Origin of the sequence: Cesiribacter sp. SM1 (genome assembly GCF_020178975.1) — a bacterium.
In the GTDB taxonomy this organism is placed as follows: domain Bacteria; phylum Bacteroidota; class Bacteroidia; order Cytophagales; family Cyclobacteriaceae; genus Cesiribacter.
Genome location: NZ_JAHXBU010000015.1, coordinates 1 through 22,657, shown reverse-complemented (window position 1 = coordinate 22,657; position 22,657 = coordinate 1). Strand labels below are relative to the sequence as shown.

The window sequence follows — 22,657 nt, the reverse complement described above, 5'->3', positions numbered from 1 at the left end:
TTAAAACTGGTAATAAGGTCTGATCATAAAATAAACCACCACCCCGCTGATGCTTACGAATAACCACATGGGATATGCCCACTTAACTACTTTCTGGTGCAGGCTTATCTTATCCTTTAACGCAAAATAAGCAGCCATCAGTACAAAAGGCAATACCACTGCGGCAAATACTATATGCGTAAGCAGCACAAAAGTATATACATACAGGCTGTAGCCTACTGCAGCCTGCTCAGCAGCATCGCGTATGTAATCGCCATTTACATCACCAAATTTTGTGGAAGGAACACTGGCATGATAAATCACATAAAACACAAGGAACAAGGCTCCTAATCCCATAGCGCCAAGCATTAGCTGGCGGTGGAGCTTTATGTTGCGCCTGCGTACTACTACAAGGGCCGCAACAAGCAATACTGCCGTTGTGCTGTTGATGGTTGCAATTAGCGTAGGAAAGTGCTGAACCAGTTCAACCGGCAGGTTAAGTTTGAATGGAGAAAATAAAAGAAAAGCAACTACCAGAGGTACTGCTACAGATACTGCTATAATGCCACGCAGCAGGTTCTTTTCATTTTTTGGATAAATCAGCTCTGCCATTGTTACTAAAACTCTGTTTTTAAAATTCTGATTTCCTGTATCAGCCTGTCAACCTCCTGGCGGTCATCTCCATCATAGTATCCCCTGATGCGGCGCTGACCATCTACGAGTACAAACTTATTACTATGGATAAAATCTTCACTTCCGCCATCGCCTTCCTGCACAGGCAGTAAAAATCCACAGCGGGCAACCTCATAAAGCGGGGCTTTATCTCCAGTCAGGAAACGCCAGTTCTTTTCATCAACGCCTACCCTGCTGGCATACTCCTTTAACACCTGAGGCTGGTCATGCTCCGGATCTACAGTGAAAGAAAGCAGCTGCAGTTGTGCATCATCCCTGAAGGCTTCCTGTACCCTTAGCATTTCTGCCGACATTTCTTTACACATGCTGGGACAGTTGGTAAAAATAAAATCTACAACAGTTATTTTATCTGTTAACCACTCTTCACTGGTGGGGCGGTTATCCTGATCAGAAAAAGTAAAAGGCGGAATCAGGTGCTGACCTTCAGGAAATACGCAGATGTCTGAAGACATTTCTGCAGCATTACTGTAGTATACAGGTATTTCGTAACGGTTTTCGCCGAAACGATGCAGGAACAGAACAATTGCTACCGGTATCAGCAGCAATATGAAGAGGAAAACAGTTTTACGCATTGAAATTTTTATTCAGCCCTTACTCCTCTAAACAAGAGGAGCATCAGAATAATTTATTCAAAAGAAAAAAAGCCGGCAAAGCCGGCTTTAATATTTACATTCTTCCTTGTAAGACCTGGCCGCCTTCTGTGAGCAGGGCGATGATAAGCCAGACAATAAAGATGGTAGGTAAAATTACGCTCCAGGCAAGAGATTTTGTTTCATACTTCATGTGCATGAACTCTGCCACTATGTAAAATGCTTTTACAACGGTAAGGCCAATAAAGATGGCAATCCTTAGCATGTTTGCCTCCATGGTGAAGGCAATGATGAATTCAACTGCTGTAACTGCACCCAGTATAAGGGCTGTTTTCCATATCTTTTTGATATGTTCTTTATTGGCAGGCTGAGGAGTTACCTCTGCATCGTGATGGTCGTTAATTTGAGCCATGGATTATTGATTTATGGATCAGATCAAATAGAAGAACGTGAAAACGAATACCCATACAAGGTCAACAAAGTGCCAGTAAAGGCCAATCTTCTCAACCATTTCGTAATGGCCGCGGCGATCGTAAGTACCTACTGCCGTATTGAAGAAAATCAGGATCAGGAGCACCACACCACTAAGTACGTGCGTACCATGAAAACCGGTGATGAAAAAGAACAAATCTGCGAAGAGCTGCGGACCATATTCATTAACGTGCAGGTTAGCTCCGTAGAACTTGGTACCATCGGCCAGCGAAATACCTGTATCAGAACCGGCAATAAAGTGACTCCACTCCCATGCCTGGCAACCTAAGAAAGTAATACCACCAATAATTGTCCAAAGCAGGTACTTTTGAACAGCACGACGATCCATTCTGTGTCCGGCCTCAACTGCCAAAACCATGGTTACACTACTCATGATCAGAATGAAAGTCATGATACCCACAAACACAAGTGGTAAATGAACACCATGCAGGAAAGGAACAGCATTGAATACCATATCGGGTACCGGCCATGCTTCCTGAGAAGGAACATAGGTTCCAAGACCTCCTACCGCTGTTTCATTTGCCAGATTGCTGTAGCGGATCATGCCATAAGCTACAAGCAGCGCTGAAAAAGTAAACGCATCGGAGAGCAGAAAGAACCACATCATCAGTTTGCCGTAGCTGGCATTCATGGGTGACTGGCCGCCATCCCAAAGGCCCCGCTTTGGTCTATTCATGCTAACGGTTTCGGTTGCCATAGAATCAGGTAAAGAAGTTATGATCAGTTAAGGTTTAAGCGTTCAGCGTTAAAAAGAGGAACAAATATAGCCAAAGTCCATCTAAAAAATGCCAGAAGGTTGCGCACATTTCAATGGAGGCCATATTTCTGCCATGCACCTGGTAGCGGTAAATCCGGAACAAAACGATGCCTACAAAAATTAGCCCCGCAATAATATGCAGACCGTGCATAAAAGGCAATACATACAGGAAGCTTTGAATAGCACTACCGCCAACAAAGTAGATATCCTGTGCTACAAGCTGGCCAAAGCTCATCCACTGCCCTACCAGAAAAGCAGTACCCAACACCAGGGTTAAGCCTAGCAGTAGGCGGCCAGCAGCCAGATTATCCTGCCGAACAGCTCTTTTAGCCAGGTGCATGGTAATGCTGCTAATCAGCAGGATAACAGTTGTGATGGTAAACAGCTGTGGTAACTCATTGTTCAGGATATCACCTTCTGAACGGGCTACCAGAAAAGCGCTTGTCCAGCCGGCAAACATCATGAAGATGGCTACAATGAACAACCAGACAACGAACTTCTTCGGATGCATGGTAAGGGTCTGTTGTGGCCCTTCTACATGCGCTAGATTGATATTTTGCATATTCTTTTCCACTATACTTTATCCAACAAAAACGCAATCTGCACAACCGGCAGGTATATGAACGAGCCAAACATCAGCCTAAGCGCAGATTTATGGCTGCAGTCTTTCATGAGTGTAAATGTTTGAAACAGGAAGAGCACTCCACAAATGGTTGCTACCAGCGCTGAATTAATGCCGGTGATGCCAAGTTTGGTGGGCAGCAGGCCTAGCGGTAACAGAAACAATGTATATGACATGATCTGTATAGCCGTGCGAAGATCTTTCTGACCACCTTGTGGCAGCAGTTTGAATCCAGCTTTTTTATAATCCTCATCGGCTACCCAGGCAATAGCCCAGAAGTGTGGAAACTGCCACACAAACTGTATACTGAACAGGATCAGTGCCTCTGCAGATATTGCACCCGTAGCGGCAGTCCATCCTAACATGGGTGGCAGTGCACCAGGAATAGCACCGATGAAAACAGCTATGGGCCCTACCCTTTTCATGGGTGTATACACAAAGCTGTAAAGCAGAAACGACAAAGCCGATAAGGCTGTGGTCAGTAAATTTGTATAGAGGGTTAGAAGAACAAGACCAAGCACTCCGGCAAAACCCGCAATCAACAAAGCCTCCTGTATAGACACACGGCCTGTTGGTAAGGGCCGGTTCATGGTTCTGTTCATGAGGCGGTCATAATCGCGCTCCAGCACCTGGTTGATGGTGGTGGCAGCTCCTGATACCAAAAAGCCGCCAATAGTAAGCATAATCAGCTGGTGCCACTGTACGGGCCCCTGCATTGCCAGTAAATAACCAAAGGCAGAAGAAAAAGCTACCAGAAAGGAAAGTCTGAACTTAAGCAGTTCAGCAAGCACTTTAAGATACTCTCCGACAACAGCCTGTGATTTACTAGTGTTAGCTGCTAACATGTTTGAAGTTTATGATTTACCTGTTCTGTAGTACTGCTACGAACAATTAATAACATATAAAATTGCAATCCGAATAAGAGCGTGCCCAGCAGCAAATGTACAGGCTGCAAATAGGCAGGAAACCCAAAATAAGCCAGCACAATGCCTACAACAGCTTCAGCCAGCACTACTACCAGCAAAACAGTTGCCCAGCGGCTAAGTTCCCTGTTTCTGGCCCTGGAGCAGATATATACTAAATAAATGTGCACCAGCAGCAGCACCCAGGAAAAAGATCGATGTATGTAAAACACCACATTCAGCTGATCTACCCAAAGCACCCTGTTTTGAAAACCCATACCCGCTGCTATGGTATCGATAGCCTCCCGTACCTGAGTTCCCAGTACAACCTGTAACACGGTAAGTACAATGGCACCCCATAAAGCTGCAGTGGCACCCTTCACCTGGCTAAAGCGCCTGTTATGTTGTTCCTTTGCCCTGAAAGCAGCCAGCTCCAGCAGTGCTACTAACAACAAAGCCGGCAGCATGTGGATGGTCACCATCCAGGGTAAGAGGTTTGTAGATACCACCAGAGAGCCAAGCCAGCCCTGAAATAATACCAGCACCAGTGCCACACCACTTAATATGGTGATGCTTCTTTTGTAATTCCAGAATTTTAAAGAACGGTAAAAGGTGGCAATGATCAGCAATCCAATCATTACTCCTACCAGCCTGTTTATATATTCGATCCAGGTATTAACAGCATTGAATTCCGACTCCTGAAGGATAGCCTCTTCTGTTCTTAGCTCGCTGGCAGTATTTGCCATACCAATCCGTTCCAGAAAAAGGGCTAAACGTTCATTTTTAGCCAAACGCTTCTCCATGTACACCTGCTGATAACCCGCAGGTAATTGAGATTCGTCTGTGGGCGGTACCCAGTTTCCAAAACACTTTGGCCAATCGGGACACCCCATGCCGGAACCGCTGCTCCGTACAATACCTCCTACTAAAATCAAAAGGTAAACGGCTATAATGGTGATTATAGCCAGTTTACCATATGATTTTGCGTGAGAATTATTTTGTTGTGTCAGTTTCAGACTCATCAATGATTATCGCATCATCATCCTTCTCCCTGTCAACCAGTTCATTTTCATGCGGAAGGTTAGAGCCCGGCGTCATGCTGTAAGGTATATTCTGCGGAATATAATCTTCGATTGCACCTGGTTTGCTATAGTCGTATGGCCAGCGGTATACCGTTGGGATCTCACCCGGCCAGTTGCCGTGGCCTGGCTCAACCGGAGTTGTCCACTCCAGGGTATTAGAGCGCCAGGGGTTAGCAGTAGCCCTGCGGCCAAACCACATGCTGTAAAAGAAGTTGAAGGCGAAGATCAGCTGTGAGCTGAAAGTGATAAGCGCAGCAACTGTTACAAATGCATGCAGGTCGGTAAAACCACTGAATGCTTCAAAGTTAGTCCAGGTATAGTAATGACGCGGGAAACCAGCGATTCCTATATAGTGAAGTGGGAAGAACACCATGTAAACACCCACGAATGTTAGCCAGAAGTGCAGATAACCCAGTTTGTTATCCATCATACGGCCGAACATTTTAGGGAACCAGTGGTACACACCCGCCATCATACCAAAGAATGAGGCAGCACCCATTACAAGGTGGAAGTGTGCTACTACAAAGTAGGTATCGTGCAGGTAAACGTCAATCGCAGAGTTACCCAGGAAGATACCCGTGATACCACCAGATATAAAGAGCGATACCAGACCGATAGAGAAGAGCATTGCCGGTGTAAAGACAATATTACCCCTCCAGAGTGTTGTCAGGTAGTTGAACACCTTAACACCCGATGGTACCGCAATGATCAGTGTCAGGAACATGAACACAGATCCCAGGAACGGGCTCATACCAGACACGAACATATGGTGGGCCCACACTACGAACGACAGTACTGAAATACCAAGCAGTGAACCAATCATTGCACGGTAACCAAAGATAGGCTTGCGTGAGTTGGTTGCTATAATTTCAGAAGTGATACCCAGTGCAGGTAAAAGAACGATGTACACCTCTGGGTGACCCAGGAACCAGAACAAGTGCTGATAAAGCAGTGGGCTACCGCCTACGTGAGGAAGTGCTTCGCCATTCAGATAAATTTCAGACAGGTAGAAACTGGTACCAAAGCTACGGTCAAAGATCAGCAAAAGGGCAGCGGCAAACAGTACCGGGAAAGCCAGAAGACCTAATACAGCTGTCAGGAAGAACGCCCAGATTGTTAACGGAAGCTTAGCAAAAGATAAGCCCCTTGTACGCATGTTGATTACTGTAGCTATATAGTTTACACCACCCAGTAGCTGTGATATAATGAACAGAGACATGGAGGTAAGCCACAGGGTCATTCCCAGAGCGGCACCTGGTATACTCTCTTCTAATGCACTAAGCGGGGGATACACTGTCCAGCCTACACCTGCAGGACCAGTTTCTACAAACAAGCTGCAGAACATGATAACACTTGACAGGAAAAAGAACCAGTAAGAGAGCATGTTCATGAAACCTGATGCCATATCGCGTGCACCAATCTGCAGCGGGATCAGGAAGTTTGAGAAAGTACCACTCAAGCCTGCAGTAAGCACGAAGAATACCATGATGGTACCGTGCATGGTTACAAGGGCCAGATAAAAGTTAGGATCAATTTTACCACTGCTGTTAATCCAGTCACCCAGCAGAGGGCGCAGCCACTCCTGGCTCATTTCAGGAAAGCCCAGCTGCAGACGGAAGAACATAGACAGCAAACCACCAACAAAAGCCCACAGCAGACCTGTTACCAGGAACTGCTTGGCGATCATTTTATGGTCTGTTGTAAAAATGTATTTTGTAATAAAGCTTTCATGATGCGCATGTTCTTCATGCAGGTCTGCATGAGCATCATGGGAACTATGGGATTGTATGGTTGCCATTCTTTAGCTTTAGTAAATTATTGTTGAGTAGTGGTGGTAGCCGCTTCTACCCGCTCTGTTTCTGTGCCTGCAGCATCTACTGCCTCCTGTGTGCGAATATTAGTATCGATTTCACCTTCTGATGGCTCCTGGTCGCCAGGTTCTAACCAGGGCTCCTGCTCTCTTTTCCACTTTTCATAATCAGCAGGTTCATCTACAACTACAATTTTTCTCATAGAGAAGTGACCACGGCCACAAATCTGCTGACAGGCTAACTCATAATTGAAGTCAGGATCGTTCAGCTCTTCACGCATCTCCGCTGTAGTTTTCGTTGGTATAAACCACATACGGGTAGGCATACCTGGCACTGCATCCATCTTCTGGCGGAAGTGTGGCAAGCTTACTGAGTGGATCACATCACGGGCACGGATCTTTATTTCCACAGGAACACCTTTAGGCAGGTGGATTTCCAGTGGTATAAAGTCATCCTTGGTGGCAGGGTCTTCAACAATCAGACCCATTGGGTTTTCAGGAGATATAAAGCGATAGTCATACTCACCAAGCTTTCTGTCAGCACCGGGATAACGTACCTCCCATGCAAACTGGTAACCCATGATTTCTATTACTTCTGCCTCTTCGGGAGCAGCCTCTGTCATCTGATTCCAAACCTTGAAACCACCGAATACCAGCGATACCAGTACAATGGCAGGAATGATGGTCCAGGCAATTTCAAGCTTTGTGTTATCAGGATAAAAGAGGGCTTTTCTGTCCTCCCTGTACTGATAACGGAAAGCAAAGTAGAACAGGGCAATATTGGTAAGCATGAAGGCTGCAACAGACACCCACATGGTTGCCCAGAAAAGTGATTCATAGTCATCAGCATGAGCGGCTGCAACTGGCTGCTGGTAATTATCGAATGCATCGAATGAATACCAGAAAAACAAACCACTACATCCGATCAGAAAGACCAGGAAGAGAACGGCATTTACTTTATTACTAGCCGATACACGAATCTTATCTGTACCACGTGCAACGCTTACAAGCGTGTACACACGATATAGAAGCATCAGGATCGCTAACAGGATGATTACGCCAATGGCTATCAGTACTCCAAACATTACTGTCCGAATTAATTTACGTTAAAAATTAAATATGATGGTGCATGCTCTCTTGCAGCATTGGGTGATGTTTAGGAATGAGATTCATCTTTGTAAGAGCACTCATCACCACAAAACCAAAAGCCGAAGCGTAAATAAGAATCAGACCGACTTCCATCAGGCCAAATCCGCCAAAATCTTTCATCACAGCCGGTGTTACCATCAGATAGAAGTCCAGCCAGTGGCCAAACAGTACAACAGTACAAACTATCTTCAGGAATATTGAATGTCTTTTTGCATCTCTTGTCATCAGAACAAGGAATGGAAATAAGAAATTCAGGAAAAGGTTAATAAAAAAGATAGGCGAATAATAGTCACTGGTAAGTCTTTCAATGTAGTAGATCGACTCTTCAGGAATGTTTGCATAGTAGATCAGCAGGAACTGTGAAAACCACAGGTAAGTCCAGAAAATGCTGAAGGCAAACAAAAACTTACCTAAATCGTGCAGGTGGTTAGCATTCACAATTTTTAGATAACCAGCCTCGCGCAGCAGTACTACAATAAGTGTTATAGCTGCAATGGCACTTACCCACCAGCTGGCAAATACATACCAGCCAAACAGTGTACTGAACCAGTGCGGGTCAAGAGACATCACCCAGTCCCAGGCAGCCATTGAAGATGAAACCGCGAAAAGCACCAGGAATATAGCCGAGTATTTACGAAGTGTATACCAGTAAGAGGTACCTCCATGAATATCCTCACGCATAGATTCGCGGCGAATCAGGTAAAAGAAGATGATCCAGATGGCAAAGAATACCACCATACGTGCCAGGTAGAAAAAAGTATTCAGATACCCTTTTTTACCTGCAATGATCGGATCATAATCAGGGCTTGTTTCATCATAGAGCGCCTCATGCGTCCAGTGAAACAAATCATGATTGGCGATAAGCCAGGTAACCAGCATCAGTACAGCAGCAACGGGCAACCAGCTGGCCATGGCCAGCGGTATACGCTTAAAGCCTGCAGACCATCCGGCCTGTGCAGCATACTGTATGGCTACCCAGAATAGGCCTGCGATAGCAAGACCAGTAAAGAACAGATTATTGATCCAGAAATTTGAATATAGCCTGGTAAGCCAGGTTGGACCAGCGTGGCTGGTGGCAGCATCAGCTGCAGCATTGCCGGATCCACGTGGATGAGCTTCATCACCATGAGCGGCATCATGCTCCACTACGCCAGATTCCGGCGACATTTCTGTAGGCCCCTGTGTTGTAAAAGGGGTCTCACTGGCTTCTTTTAAGTTATAAAGAGGGTTGGCTGCATCAGTACTGGTTTCATGGTGTTCACCAACACCCATTACGCCCATTATGATACCACCTGCCAGCAGCACTACGCCTATGATCAGCACAATACCCAATACTTTCTTCAGACCCGAAGAAAATTTGTAACGTTCGTCTATATGGATAGGATGTTCCATCAATAAGGTTGATTATCGTTATTGTCCTTGTTGTTGAAGGGTTTGAACGTAGCGAACTATTTTCCAACGATCCTCTACACTAATTTGCTTATCGTGTGGCCACATACGGCCTCTTCCATGGGTAATAACATAGAAGAGGTGGCCTTCAGATGCCTGTGCTACCTGACCGCCGGCTAAATTAGCCACACCCTTATAAACCAACCCTACAGGTCCATCGCCTCTACCTTCGGCCCCATGGCAGGGATAACAGAAGTTAGTATACAGTATTTTACCGTTATCAACTATCTGCTGCGTTTCAGGCAGTGGGTTCTTCAATGTAGTAGCTGCCTGCTGCAGGTAGTAATCACCGCCAATGGTATCTTTTGGCAAACGGAAAGGCAAAATCCCCTGTCCGTTTCTGGCAACTGTACCTTCGGCAGGTAAGCGCATATTCATACGGTTAGGGTTGTATGGGTTTGAGTTGAAGAACTCTCCCCTATCATCAGCTTTAGTGCTTAACCATTTACCCTGTGACTCGTCTGTTACCTGGCTTAGTGGCTCGTATGGTACCGAGTGATACATCTGCGGTGCGAACTCCAGACCAGGATTATCTTCCCCGGCACTGCAGGCTGATAACCCGGCCAGCAGGGCAGCACAGCCAAGAATATTTATGTGCAATCTATTCAGCATAGGTACTAAAGTTCAAAAGATTTGTCATTGATTTCCGCAGCCCTGCTTGCAGCAAGAACATCTCTGATTTCTGCAGGCGACAGCCTGTTACTTTTCAGGTTGATGGCCATTACATGCAGGTTATCTGTACTGCGAGTATCAAAAATACGTGGCTTGCCATAAGGCTTTAGGTTACTGACTACCATAAAGCAGGCTACCATGCCCAAAGCTCCAATTAATACTGTAAGCTCAAATGTAACTGGAATAAAGGCAGGCAGTGATACAAAGTCTTTACCACCGATAATCATAGGCCAGTCAAACCCCAGCATATAGATCTGCATGGTAAGTGCCAGGGTTGTGCCCAGCAAACCAAACAAAAAGGCAGCTATGGGAAGGCGGCTTCTTTTGTAGCCCAGTGCTTCATCTATTCCGTGAATAGGAAAAGGTGAATACACTTCTTCTATGATCACGCCACTTGAACGTACATGTTTTATGGCATCCATCAACAAATCTTCGTCGTCGTAGAGGCCCAGTATATAGTTATCTGTATGTGCTACAGCCATCTTATTTATCGGTTAATCTGTTCAGTTGAAGAAGAAGACTTCAGTACACTTTTCACCTCTGCCATGTTGATCACCGGGAAGAACTTAGCAAACAGGAAGAAGAGCGTAAAGAAAAGGCCGAAGGTAAAGACATATACCCCAACATCATAAATGGTTGGAGAAAACATAGCCCAGCTCGATGGTAGGTAGTCGCGGTGCAGCGAAGTAACAATAATCACAAATCGCTCAAACCACATACCTATGTTTACAATAATGCTAAGGATGAATGTAGCTACAATGCTGGTACGTATTTTTCTGAACCAGAAAAGTTGCGGAGAAATTACGTTACAGGTCATCATGGTCCAGTATGCCCAGGCATAAGGGCCTGTAGCTCTGTTAAGGAAAGCATACTGCTCGTACTCTACCCCACTATACCAGGCTACAAACAACTCTGTGATATAGGCTACACCCACAATCGAACCAGTGATGATGATAATGATGTTCATCAGCTCTATGTGCGACATGGTGATGTAATCTTCCAGCTTGTACACCTTGCGGGTAATGAGCATCAGGGTAAGTACCATGGCAAAACCAGAGAAGATCGCACCTGCTACGAAGTAAGGCGGGAAGATCGTGGTGTGCCAGCCCGGTATTACCGATGTTGCAAAGTCGAAGGATACAATGGTGTGCACAGAAAGTACGAGTGGTGTTGCAAGACCTGCAAGGATCAGAGAAACAGACTCGTAACGCTGCCATGTTTTGGCACCACCTGTCCAGCCAAAGCTAAGAGCACCATAAATGGCACGTGCAATAGGTCCTTTGGCACGGTCGCGGATGGTAGCAAAGTCAGGAATTAGACCAATGTACCAGAACACCAGCGATACTGTAAAGTAAGTCGAGATCGCAAATACGTCCCACAGCAGCGGAGAGTTGAAGTTCACCCAAAGGGAACCCCAGGTATTTGGCAGCGGGAACACCCAGTAAATTGACAGCCACGGACGACCCGTGTGCAGGATCGGGAACTGAAGTGCACAGATAACGGCGAAGATTGTCATCGCCTCTGCTGCACGGTTGATTGATGTACGCCATTTCTGACGGAACAACAAAAGAACTGCAGAAATAAGGGTACCTGCGTGACCGATACCTACCCACCAAACGAAGTTTGTGATGTCCCAGGCCCAGCCAATTGTTTTGTTGTTTCCCCACATGCCGATACCATCCCACACAGTACGGAATACTGCGTAGGTACCAATGGCCAGCAGGGTTAACGATACCGCCATAGCAAGAAGCCAGCGCGGATTGGTAGGTGGCGCTTCTACATGCCGGCTAATATCGTAGGTAACATCTTTGATGGTTTTACCACCGGTTACCAACGGTTCCCGGACGGGTGCAGATATTTGCATAGGTTATCTCTTTATAATTTATGCAGTTGTTTGTTCCAGGTCTTTATTGCGGATCTTGGTGAGGTAGTACACGTTCGGACGGGTACCAATCTCTTTCAGAACGTTGTAGGCACGGCCCTCAACTTCAGTGGCAAGCAGCTGACGCACACGGCTATCCGGATCATTGATATCGCCAAAGGTGATGGCATCTGTAGGACAGGCGCTGGCACATGCAGTAACAATTTCGCCATCAACCGGACGACGTCCCTCACGCTTGGCATTAAGTTTACCAGCCTGAATACGCTGTACGCAGAAGGTACATTTCTCCATCACACCACGTGCACGAACTGTTACGTCAGGGTTCAGCACCATTTTACCCAGGTCATTACTCATAGGTGTGTTGAATGCAAACTCCTCGTTATCGTGGTATTTGAACCAGTTGAACCGACGTACTTTATAAGGACAGTTGTTAGCACAGTAACGTGTACCTATGCAGCGGTTGTAAGCCATCTGGTTAATGCCTTCTGTGCTGTGCGTTGTAGCAGCAACAGGACAAACCGTTTCGCAGGGAGCATTGTTACAGTGCTGGCAAAGCATTGGCTGGAAAGTAACTTCCGGATTTTCAGAAGCTTTCTCCATTTCATTCAGGTTATCTACGGCATCAGAGCTGTAGTAACGGTCAATACGCAGCCATAGCATATCCCTGCGGTTGAGCACTTCTGCTTTACCAACTACCGGAATATTGTTCTCTACGTTACAGGCAACAGTACAGGCACTACAACCGGTACAGCTGTTCATATCGATCACCATGGTCCAGTGGTGGTTTGGATACACGTGGCCATCCCAGAGGCTGACAGCGTTAGGATCCAGCGGACCATGAGAAGATGCAATCTTTGGCTCAAAGCGACCTGCTTTAGAATCTGCCTGGTATTCAGCCAGGGTGGTATCCTGTATTACAGTTTCGCGGCCCATGAAGGTCTGGTGTGTCTGGGTTTGTGCCAGATGGTAAGTTTCGTCGACAAGCTCTACACTTACCCCTTCCAGCCTGTTGTAGTGTACTACGCCGGTATTATCTATTCTTAAGAACGGATAAGCGTTAACACCAACATTATCTGCAACCAAACCTGCTACCTTACGGCCATACCCCAGTGAAATACCTACAGTACCGTTGGCCTGACCTGGTTGAATAAGTACAGGTATCTTAATCGGTTCTGCATTCCCTATGGTGATGTTAGCAAATTTTGTTTTGCCCTGACCTAATTCATTCTCCATCCCCCATTCGGTTGCCAGGGAGATTGGTATAGTCAGATAGTTATCCCAGGTAACCTTTGTAATAGGATCGGGAAGTTCCTGCAGCCATGGGTTATTAGCCTGGCGGCCTGTGCCAATTCCTACTTTTTGATAAATTACCAGCTCTACATTAGCGGGATTAGTTTTATAGGTACCTGCAATAGCCCTTGCATCTGCATCGGCATTGCCAGTGTAGCTTATTTGCGGCGCCGGCTCCAGGCCTGTAGCAGTTCCTACAATTGGTGTACTGATTGTAGTGTTTCTGTTTACAGCGGCTGCAGTGGTTGCAACGCTGTCTGGAGTTGTCATTGCCTTAGATGGGCCGCCTTCTATTACTTCATCGGCACCACCAGGTGTTATCTGAACATCGAAACGTTCGCCGGGAACGTAAATACCTGTGAAAAGCAGGGTATCCCAGAATGTCTGGAAATCACTTATCTGGTTTTGCTGAGCAAACTGATTGCTTCTCCAGCGGTTGCGCAGGTACTCAACGTATGGTGTAGCTGTGCCTGTTGCCCACATCAGGAAGCTTTCCTGTGCCTGACGGGTAACAAAAATAGGACGGATAGTAGGCTGTGCAAAGCTATACTGGTTCTGCTTTGGCTCATAGTCATTCCAGGACTCCAGGTAGTGATGATCCGGAGCAACGAAATTACAGAGAACAGCGGTTTCGTCGAGCTTATAAGAAGTAGAGATCTTAAAGTTAACCTTGCCGGATAATGCCTGTGCAAGCGTTAAGCCACCGGCATAGTCATAAACAGGGTTACAGTCGTAGAATATAACTGCATCAACCTGTCCGTTGGCAGCCTCCTGTACGAAGCGAGCCATGTTGCGGTCGTTCCCCTGCTTGTAATAGGCAGGATTATCAATATCTATAGTTTTACCATAGTTGCCCAGTGCCTGGTTAATGGCATTCACCATGCGCTGCACGGCAATATCGTTAGAACCAGAAACAACTATGCTGCGACCACGGGCTTTCAGCAGATCGTTAGCGGCTTTCTGCAGGTGTTTAATCTCGCCTGCCTGCCTGCTGGTATTTACCGAAGTAGCATTACTTCCTGCTATCAGATTATAAAGCGCTGCTATTGCCATACCTTCTTCAGAAGGACGAATAGGCGTTCTGTAATCAGCATTCGCTCCGGTAATCGTCATCATCGATTCAAACTGATAATGGCGAGACATAGTTTTATTGTCTTCGCTCAGTTTGCGAGTTTTGCTATACTGCTTGTTATTTTCTACAGTAGACAACCAGGTACCCAGGAAGTCGGCGTTGAAACCAACGATAACTTCTGCCTGATTGAAGTTGTAGGAAGGAACCGCTGCCTGGCCAAAGTTTTCTCTGTGGGCTTCGATCAGCGCAAAGCTGGAAGCAGGGTCATAAACAATGTGCTCACCACCATAGGTGCTGATCAGATCATTGATAACGGCTTTGGTGCTGGGGCTAAGGATGGTGTTACTTACTACCCTTAGGTTTTTTGCCTGACGTAAGCGGCCAATGGTGGTTTTATCCAGCACTTCCCAGCTTACCTTTTCAACATTACCGCCTTCTTTTACGGCAACAGGACCTTGTAATCTTGTATTATCATATAGAGCAAGTACAGAAGCCTGTATTTGGGCATCGGTACCACCCTGGCTGATCTTAGAGTACTGGTTGCCTTCTATTTTGATAGGACGGCCTTCCCTTGTTTTCACTACAATGCTGCAGTAGTCTCCTCCCTGTGCATAGGTAGATGCATAGTAGTTAGGGATGGTAGGATCTACTTCAACAGGCTTGTTGAGATAGGGTATTGCATATTTTACAGGAGCCTCGCAAGCAGCCAGAGACACCGCTGCAATACCAAAGCCCATCATTTTTAAGAAGTCACGTCTGGAAGGTCCACCTTCGCCGTGGTTAGAATTTATTGGCAGGAACTCCGGAAACTCACGCTCATTTGCACGAACGAAGCTTTCTTGATTTTGAAGCTGCTCCAGACCTTTCCAGTATCTTTTATTGTTGTCGCTCATCTTATCTATATAAGATCAATAAGATATTGATTTTGATTTTAGTAGTGGCAGCGTGAACATTCAAGGCCGCCGATGTCTTCAACAGTCATATTACCTGTAGCTGTGCTCACTTCATGAAGCTTCACAAGCTTATCGTAATATTCATTACCTTCTGTTCTTACCTCTGTCTCGCGGTGGCAGTTAATACACCAGCCCATGGTAAGTTTGCTGTACTGGTACACCACATCCATCTCCTGAATAGGACCGTGGCAGGTCTGGCACTCCAACCCACCTACACTGGTGTGCTGAGAGTGGTTAAAATAAGCCAGGTCTGGCAGGTTGTGAATCCGTACCCATTCTATAGGAGCATTGTTGTCTTGTGCTGCGTACAATTTCATGATCTCAGGAGAGTCAGTTTTAATTGTATTGTGGCAGTTCATACAGATATTCACTGATGGAATGTTGGCAGATTTTGCCTTGTATGCTCCGGTATGGCAGTAGTTACAGCCAATCTGGTAGGTGCCTGCGTGCAGCTTATGTGAGAAGGCAATTGGCTGGGTTGGCATATAGCCCTGCTGTACACCTATGCTGTAGAGTCCGTCAATTACATTTTTAAAGACAACAGCAGTAAAGATAAAGATGAGCAGGAACAGGAATGGTTTGCTGCTCACTACACCCTTCAGGCTAATGCGGCTGTTAACTATCTCCTTATCTGTAGCATCCAGATCTGAGCGCTGAGTAAGGTAACGGCGCAGTACTGCGAGCACAAGTGCAAGCACGATCAGCACCAGCACCAGCACTACACCCAATACTACTAATATAACGGTGATATATGCTGGGGTTGCACCGGCGCCCTCCCCTTCTCCCAAAGACTTACTTTCTGTATCCGGAGAAGCAACACCCTGATCGTTACCAGGGGCAACGTTAGATTGTGCTTTTACATAAGCCAGTATAGACAAGATTTGCTCATCCTTAAAGTTGAAGGCTGGCATCTGTGTCTTATTAAAGTCATTATACAGGCTAACTGCATAAGGATCGCCACTCTGGATTACCTTTTGTGAGTTACGTATAAATGCTTTCAGCCACTCCACATCACGCCGCTGATGAACGTTCTGCAGTGCCGGCCCTACTACCACTTCGCCAATAGCATGGCATTGCTGGCAGTTGTTCTTAAACAGGGTTTCACCGGCGGCTATAGCCTCCTCCGTCTCCGGAATTGCCCCATCTCCGGCAGGGGTAGCAACCGGAGCTTTGTTTATCTCCTCTGCTGCATCCTGTTCCTGTACTTGTGGATCTGCTCCTGAGCCCTGTGCCTGAGCTAAAACTGGTGCGCTGCCTATGCTTAGCAGGCCAGCCAACATCAAAACCGCAATTGACCGTAGAAATCCCGGTTTCGAGACGCTTTCTTCCAGCATATCTAGATGATTTTCCGACATGTTGTATCTCTAAAATTCGGCACAAATCTACGACCGGTACACCTTTTAAACAACAAGGATATACTTTCTTTTCTCTTACTTATTAATTTGATAGAACATTATAACTTGCTGATATTCTGATGCTTATCAAACAACACCTCATTAACCCATTATTTAGAATCAATTTAAATAACAGGGAGTGTACTGAGGCCACCACACAATTTGTCTCCTTCAAACGTGTGCAGTTTTTTCAGCGCGGTATACCCGTTAATTTTATAAAAGACAAGAGCAACCTTTTTTTATATTAGTAGTTTAAAAGGGTATCTGTTCTTAAATAATACTTAAGATTTTTTATAAATCGGAAAACCTAAAAGATAGGCCCACCGTAAGTAAGACGGTATTAAAGTATAAAGCTTTAAAATTTTTTAATAAATCTTTAATTGATAAGAGACGAAAAGAAATGTTCAATAATTTGTTCTCATGTTTCAATTAAATAACTTTGTGGCGAGCGAAAAGTACAAATTTTTATAAGCGAAGTCACGAGAAACTATTTGATATAGTGTTCCTATAATTATGATCAATTCTTGCGATTAGCAGAATGAGCTACAAGAATGATCAGTGAATCTTTCAGCCATTTTTTAAAACTTAAATCTATGCGTAAGCGAGTTCTGATTGTAGAGGATGACTATTTTGTGCGCACCCTCCTGAATTTTTTACTCAAGGATCAATTTGATGTTGTATCTGTTGAGAACGGCCATAAAGGACTCATTTGGATGGATAAGGGCAATTTACCCGATCTTATTCTGTCCGACATCGATATGCCCCAGTTAGATGGATTTGACCTGCTTATGCACTTGAGAAGCAGTGGTTACTATCGGGATATTCCTGTGATCATGCTTACAGGATTCGATGATGAGGCTACAAAAATCAGATGCCTTTCTGCCGGAGCCTTTGGATGTCTTACCAAGCCATTCAATCCCCCGGATTTACTGAAAGCGATCAATGAAGTTCTTTCAAACCAAAAACTTTCAGTGGCAGATGCGTAGAAAATTAGATGTTCCCGCTACTCCTGTCTATTCCAATACTATTATATATATAGGCCAGGATATAAATAATGTATTGGTTCAGCAACTGCAAAACGAGGGCTTTCAATGCCTGTTGTACAAAGATGCTTTCAAAGCTTATGTTAAGTTGCTGGCTGATGTTTACGCCAACTCCCCCCTACCCTATGCTATCCTTTGTCAGGAAGATATGAAGGGAGAGGAAGCATATACGTTTATTGCTAACCTGGAGCGTTGCCCCAACCTGTGCAAAGTACCAAGCGTTTTATTGCTAGAAAACGCAAGTGTGGCCAACAAACTAAAGGCTAAGGTTGCAGGTGCCGATGATTTTTATGCCGGTAAGGTAGACACGGAAGATTTGATTGCCAGGCTTAAATTTCTACACCTCACCTGTGATGAAAGGCTGGATACCAATCACTCCTTTGCTGATTTTCCACACCTGCGCATTTCTCTTATCAAAAGAGTTTTCGATATTATAGTGTCTTTCTCTCTTTTGATGGTGTTGAGCCCTTTGCTGTTACTGATCGCACTGATCATCAAACTAGAGTCTTCCGGACCAGTATTCTATATCTCGAAACGAGTGGGTACCGGCTACAGGATCTTTAATTTTTATAAATTCCGCTCCATGCGCGTGGGCGCAGACCAGGAGATAAACAAATTGCTGGCTTTAAACCAGTATAACTCTGCCTCTGGTGTTTCTTTCCTGAAATTCGACAATGACCCACGTGTTACACGTTTCGGAAAGTTTCTCCGTAACACTAGCCTTGATGAACTTCCGCAGCTTATCAATGTGCTGATCGGAGATATGTCGATAGTAGGTAACCGCCCGCTGCCACTGTACGAAGCAGAAAAAATTACGCGTGACCTGTGGTCTAAACGCTTTCTTGCTCCGGCAGGTATCACTGGTCTCTGGCAGGTAACTAAAAGAGGTAAAAAAGAAATGTCGGCTGAAGAACGCATTGCACTTGATATGCAGTATGCCGATGAATGCTCCCTTTGGTTTGACATTAAAATCATGGCGCAAACTGTGCCAGCGCTGCTACAAAAAGAATCGGTTTAAAAATGATAGTTTTAAAAATACTGGAATACTCCCTCTTAGCCTACCTCCTGATCTTTGGTCTGTACATTTTTATCCCGGCACTGGCAGGCCGCCTGCGCCGTTTCCCCAGCCTATATTCTAGCGAAGACCGTTTCAGGATCTGTGTGCTGATACCGGCCTATAAAGAAGATGGTGTTATTTACCATACTGCCCTTGAGGCCCTAAACCAGACCTACACCAAAAACCGTTACGAAGTAGTAGTGGTGGCAGACTCTCTGCAACCCGATACCCTGGAAAGGCTGCGTACCCTTCCCATACGTGTAATAGAGGTTTCTTTTGATAAGAGCACCAAAGCTAAAGCACTTAACACAGCCTTTTCTCAAATATGCGATCCATTTGATATTGCAGTGATCCTGGATGCTGATAACGTAATGGAAAAGGACTTTTTAAGAAAAATTGCTGCCGAGTTTGAGCAGGGCCATGTAGCTGTACAGGGCTGCCGTACCGCTAAAAACCTCAACACCTCTTTTGCAGTACTCGATGCAGCCAGTGAGCGGGTTAACAATCACCTTTTCCGCCGTGGTTTTAACGCCATCGGACTTTCGGCACCTATCATTGGCTCAGGCATGGCCTTCGATTACCAGCTGGTAAGAGAGGCACTGGCCTCTAACAAAGCCATTGGCGGTTTCGATAAAATTTTACAACTGGATATTTTACGCAGGCGTAAGTTCATCAAATACCAGCCTCATGCTTTTGTGTATGATGAAAAAGTAGATAATGCCGATAAGTTTCAGAACCAGCGCCGCAGATGGGTAAGCAGCCAGTTTAAGTATCTGCGTGAATCTTTTGCTGTTGGCTTCAAACAACTGTTCAGTGGAAACCTCGACTATTTTAACCAGTCGGTTATGGGTAACCTTATGCTGCCCCGCATTCTGCTCCTGGGCCTGGCAGGGATAAGCTTTGCTGCCGTAGCTATATTTCCACAATTCTCAACAGCTGGATTTGCTATATGGACGGCATGCTTTATGCTCTATGTGTTTGCAATGTTGCTCGGATTAGGAAATTTTCTGGTAGACAGTCGCTTTTTAAGAGCCCTGGCAACTGTGCCAAAGGTTTTCTTTATCATGTTCCTGATCCTGTTTAAACTCAAGAACGCAGACAGCCGCTTTATTCACACACCACACAATCATACCCAAATACAGCATTAACCTGATGAAACCCTTAGTATCCATTGTAATCCTAAGCTATAATCAGTTAAAGGTAAGTTGTGAATTCCTGGACTCCTGCAGGCTGCTCACCTATGATAATTATGAAATTATTATGGTGGATAATGCGTCTGCAGAAGACCCTACCCACTTCATAAGAGAAAACTACCCGCACGTTCACTTTATCAGAAGCGAACGCAACCTGGGTTTTGCAGGCGGCAACAACATAGGTATTGCAGCAGCTAAGGGTGATTATGTCTTTATAGTAAATAATGATACGGAAGTAACCCCTGACCTGCTCGACAAACTGCTTGAGCCATTCAGCACCGATCCGGCCATTGGTGTAGTAAGTCCCAAGATCAAGTTCTTCTCTAACCCTGAGCTTATACAATACGCAGGCTACTCAGCCATGAATCCTTTTACCGGCCAGGCCGTTGCGCTGGGCAACAAGCAGCAGGACCTGGGGCAGTTTAACACATCAGGCTACACCAATTTTGCGCATGGCGCTGCCATGATGGTAAAAAAAGAAGTAATTGAAAAGGTTGGCCCGATGCCAGACATCTTTTTCCTCTACTACGAAGAGCTGGATTGGGCTGAACAGATCAAAAGAGCAGGATATCAAGTCTACTATCAGGCCGAGGCCGAGATATTTCATAAGGAATCTGTTTCAGTTGGCAAGGAAAGTCCGCTGAAGGCTTATTACCACACGCGCAACAGAATACTGTTTATGCGCCGCAATACCACTTCATTTCAGTTTAGCATGTTCTTTCTGTTTCTGGTGGCCTGTGTGATTCCAAAGGGTGTATCCAAGTACATCCTGAAAAGACAGCCTGAACATCTCAGGAACTTTATAAAGGGTATCTGGTGGAACGTTGGCTATAAGCCTGCACCAGCCCAAAAGATTGCTACTGCTGGGATGAGTACTGCTTTGAAATAAAAGAGTTCCTTGAAGGAATACTGCACTCTAAGCCTAACCTAAAGTGACGGGTAATTCAGGCAAACCATTAGCACCCGCTTATCCCTATCTGCCTGTTAATATCGAACTTATTCTTCCTGTTCCTGGCAACTACTCTGCCTGCTTCTGCAGATTTGTACTTATTAGTGAATGCTACAGGATCAATAACGTGCACTAAACCTGGTGGAGGTAATATACTCTAAGAACACTTCTGTCGTTCATAGCTGAACACTGTCAAATCTGCGCAAACAGAAACTCTTCAAGAAGAGCCTCTTAGAATTGCGCCAGGTACAGTAGTATCATTAACCGGAGTAGCACACCACCCACCCCCTGGTCGGGGGCTGATTTTTGCCTTCTACGAAACTTCAGTAGAAAAAGTTTCACTATTTCGTAAGAAAACGCATTTATCTCTTAAAAGCGTTTCATAATTCCACACCTCATTTATGTTATAACAGCAATTTCAAACGATTGCGCCATTCTGATCAATAATAGTGAAAATTAACAAAAGGCATTACATACACATTGTGGAACAAATCCACATGTAAGAACTTGCATTAAATATTAACTTTTTCAGTTCCCACGTCGCCATATATTTATATAATTATTAGATAAGTACAATTCATTATTATGCTGGAAATGCCGTTTTTGGGTATTAGCGCTATTTTTTTCTACTTTTAAAGTACATACAGTCAGATAATCAACCATGTACTTTTCACATACACCTTTACACCCAAAACCTACCAGCAAAATGAAGAAACTGGCGCAATTCACAACCAAACTTATCTGCATACTGGCAGCATTAGGATGGAGCATGAGTGCGTATGGTCAGGGCGACAACAAAGCGCGTCCATTAGGCTCTACAAGCTCCCCCTATGGCTATTATGAATATTTGCCTGTGGATTACAACTCAAATTCTAACAACTATCCTGTACTTATATATTTACATGGTCTTGGTGAAAAAGGAAATGGCACTACTCAGCTGGGAGATGCAATCAAACATGGCCCGCAAAGAGAAGTTACCAATGGCAGAGACTTTCCCTTTATCATAGTATCGCCACAGACTGATGTATGGTGGAGTGTAGATAAACTGAACTCCTACATTGAATGGCTAAAAAAGAAATATCGTGTTAACGCAGATAAAATATATCTGACCGGCAACAGCATGGGGGGTATCAGCACCTTCGATTATGTAAATAAGTATCCAAACCAGCTGGCAGCAATTGTACCCATTTGTGGTGAGAACAAACGGCTTTCAAATTCCTGTAATATCACTGGGGTAAAGCTCTGGGCTTTCCATGGCGATGCAGATCCAACCATCAATGTTAGAAAGTCAATTGATGCTGTGAATGCTTATAATGCCTGCAATCCAAACCCACTGGGCAAATTAACGATATATCCTGGAGTAAACCACAACTCCTGGACCCGTACCTACGATGGCAGCGCTGGCCATGACATCTACAAATGGATGCTACAGTACAGCCGTGGAAGCAGCAGAACATCTAACCAGGCACCCACAGTAAGTGCAGGATCGGACAAGACAATCACGCTGCCAACCAACAGCATTACCCTTAGCGGCACCGCTTCCGATGCTGACGGCAGCATTGCATCCACCACCTGGACTAAAGTAAGCGGACCTTCTGCCAGCATGAGCGGCGCTTCCACCCTTTCG

Annotated in this window: 20 protein-coding genes; 5 read left to right on the top strand and 15 right to left on the bottom strand. The window is 45.2% G+C overall.

The window, feature by feature from the left end; genetic code table 11:
* The 15 genes from KWJ01_RS03425 to KWJ01_RS03355 all read right to left on the bottom strand — a co-directional run bounded on the left by KWJ01_RS03425 (window position 1) and on the right by KWJ01_RS03355 (window position 16,749).
* The gene (locus KWJ01_RS03425; protein WP_224995004.1) at window positions 1-591 is read right to left on the bottom strand and encodes a DUF420 domain-containing protein; all 591 of its coding nucleotides are present in this window, start codon (window positions 589-591) and stop codon (window positions 1-3) included.
* Between the two features lie 5 nt (window positions 592-596).
* Window positions 597-1,244: an SCO family protein gene (locus KWJ01_RS03420; RefSeq protein WP_224995003.1), complete on the bottom strand. Its 648-nt coding sequence runs from the start codon at window positions 1,242-1,244 to the stop codon at window positions 597-599.
* A gap of 94 nt (window positions 1,245-1,338) precedes the next feature.
* Window positions 1,339-1,674, bottom strand: a complete 336-nt coding sequence (locus KWJ01_RS03415) for a cytochrome C oxidase subunit IV family protein (RefSeq protein WP_224995002.1) — start codon at window positions 1,672-1,674, stop codon at window positions 1,339-1,341.
* Window positions 1,675-1,692: 18 nt separating this feature from the next.
* On the bottom strand, window positions 1,693-2,451 hold the full coding sequence (locus tag KWJ01_RS03410) for a cytochrome c oxidase subunit 3 (RefSeq protein ID WP_224995001.1): 759 nt from the start codon (window positions 2,449-2,451) through the stop codon (window positions 1,693-1,695).
* A 34-nt stretch (window positions 2,452-2,485) separates the two neighbouring features.
* Window positions 2,486-3,073 (bottom strand): cytochrome c oxidase subunit 3, encoded by a 588-nt coding sequence (locus KWJ01_RS03405; protein WP_224995000.1) that lies wholly within the window; start codon window positions 3,071-3,073, stop codon window positions 2,486-2,488.
* Between the two features lie 11 nt (window positions 3,074-3,084).
* Window positions 3,085-3,978 (bottom strand): heme o synthase, encoded by an 894-nt coding sequence (gene cyoE, locus KWJ01_RS03400; protein ID WP_224994998.1) that lies wholly within the window; start codon window positions 3,976-3,978, stop codon window positions 3,085-3,087.
* Window positions 3,972-5,057, bottom strand: coding sequence for a heme A synthase (locus KWJ01_RS03395; RefSeq protein WP_224994996.1), 1,086 nt, complete (start codon window positions 5,055-5,057; stop codon window positions 3,972-3,974). The genes cyoE and KWJ01_RS03395 overlap by 7 nt, the downstream gene beginning before the upstream one ends.
* A complete protein-coding gene (locus KWJ01_RS03390) occupies window positions 5,029-6,915 on the bottom strand; it encodes a cbb3-type cytochrome c oxidase subunit I (protein WP_224994995.1) in 1,887 nt (628 codons plus the stop codon). Before KWJ01_RS03390 ends, KWJ01_RS03395 begins: the two co-directional genes overlap by 29 nt.
* A 17-nt stretch (window positions 6,916-6,932) precedes the next feature.
* Window positions 6,933-8,012 (bottom strand): cytochrome c oxidase subunit II, encoded by a 1,080-nt coding sequence (locus tag KWJ01_RS03385; RefSeq protein WP_224994993.1) that lies wholly within the window; start codon window positions 8,010-8,012, stop codon window positions 6,933-6,935.
* Window positions 8,013-8,040: 28 nt separating this feature from the next.
* A complete protein-coding gene (locus KWJ01_RS03380; protein WP_224994990.1) occupies window positions 8,041-9,468 on the bottom strand; it encodes a quinol:cytochrome C oxidoreductase in 1,428 nt (475 codons plus the stop codon).
* Between the two features lie 18 nt (window positions 9,469-9,486).
* Window positions 9,487-10,137, bottom strand: coding sequence for a cytochrome c (locus tag KWJ01_RS03375; protein ID WP_224994989.1), 651 nt, complete (start codon window positions 10,135-10,137; stop codon window positions 9,487-9,489).
* A 5-nt stretch (window positions 10,138-10,142) separates the two neighbouring features.
* A complete protein-coding gene (locus KWJ01_RS03370; protein ID WP_224994987.1) occupies window positions 10,143-10,679 on the bottom strand; it encodes a DUF3341 domain-containing protein in 537 nt (178 codons plus the stop codon).
* Between the two features lie 5 nt (window positions 10,680-10,684).
* Window positions 10,685-12,061, bottom strand: coding sequence for an NrfD/PsrC family molybdoenzyme membrane anchor subunit (gene nrfD / locus KWJ01_RS03365; RefSeq protein ID WP_224994982.1), 1,377 nt, complete (start codon window positions 12,059-12,061; stop codon window positions 10,685-10,687).
* 18 nt (window positions 12,062-12,079) lie between these two features.
* A complete protein-coding gene (locus tag KWJ01_RS03360) occupies window positions 12,080-15,334 on the bottom strand; it encodes a TAT-variant-translocated molybdopterin oxidoreductase (RefSeq protein ID WP_224994980.1) in 3,255 nt (1,084 codons plus the stop codon).
* 38 nt (window positions 15,335-15,372) lie between these two features.
* Window positions 15,373-16,749, bottom strand: coding sequence for a c-type cytochrome (locus KWJ01_RS03355; protein ID WP_224994979.1), 1,377 nt, complete (start codon window positions 16,747-16,749; stop codon window positions 15,373-15,375).
* 632 nt (window positions 16,750-17,381) lie between these two features.
* Between KWJ01_RS03355 and KWJ01_RS03350 the strand changes: the two genes are divergently transcribed.
* From KWJ01_RS03350 to KWJ01_RS03330, 5 genes are all read left to right on the top strand, one after another.
* Complete coding sequence (locus KWJ01_RS03350) at window positions 17,382-17,774, top strand: response regulator (RefSeq protein ID WP_224994978.1); 393 nt, start codon at window positions 17,382-17,384, stop codon at window positions 17,772-17,774.
* On the top strand, window positions 17,767-18,849 hold the full coding sequence (locus KWJ01_RS03345; RefSeq protein ID WP_224994977.1) for a sugar transferase: 1,083 nt from the start codon (window positions 17,767-17,769) through the stop codon (window positions 18,847-18,849). Before KWJ01_RS03350 ends, KWJ01_RS03345 begins: the two co-directional genes overlap by 8 nt.
* Before the next feature lie 2 nt (window positions 18,850-18,851).
* Window positions 18,852-20,036: a glycosyltransferase family 2 protein gene (locus tag KWJ01_RS03340; RefSeq protein WP_224994976.1), complete on the top strand. Its 1,185-nt coding sequence runs from the start codon at window positions 18,852-18,854 to the stop codon at window positions 20,034-20,036.
* 4 nt (window positions 20,037-20,040) lie between these two features.
* Window positions 20,041-20,970 carry a glycosyltransferase family 2 protein gene (locus KWJ01_RS03335; protein WP_224994975.1) on the top strand — a complete coding sequence of 310 codons (930 nt, stop codon included), beginning with the start codon at window positions 20,041-20,043 and terminating at the stop codon, window positions 20,968-20,970.
* Between the two features lie 766 nt (window positions 20,971-21,736).
* The coding region (locus tag KWJ01_RS03330) for a dienelactone hydrolase family protein (RefSeq protein ID WP_224994974.1) at window positions 21,737-22,657 on the top strand (921 nt) is incomplete at its 3' end.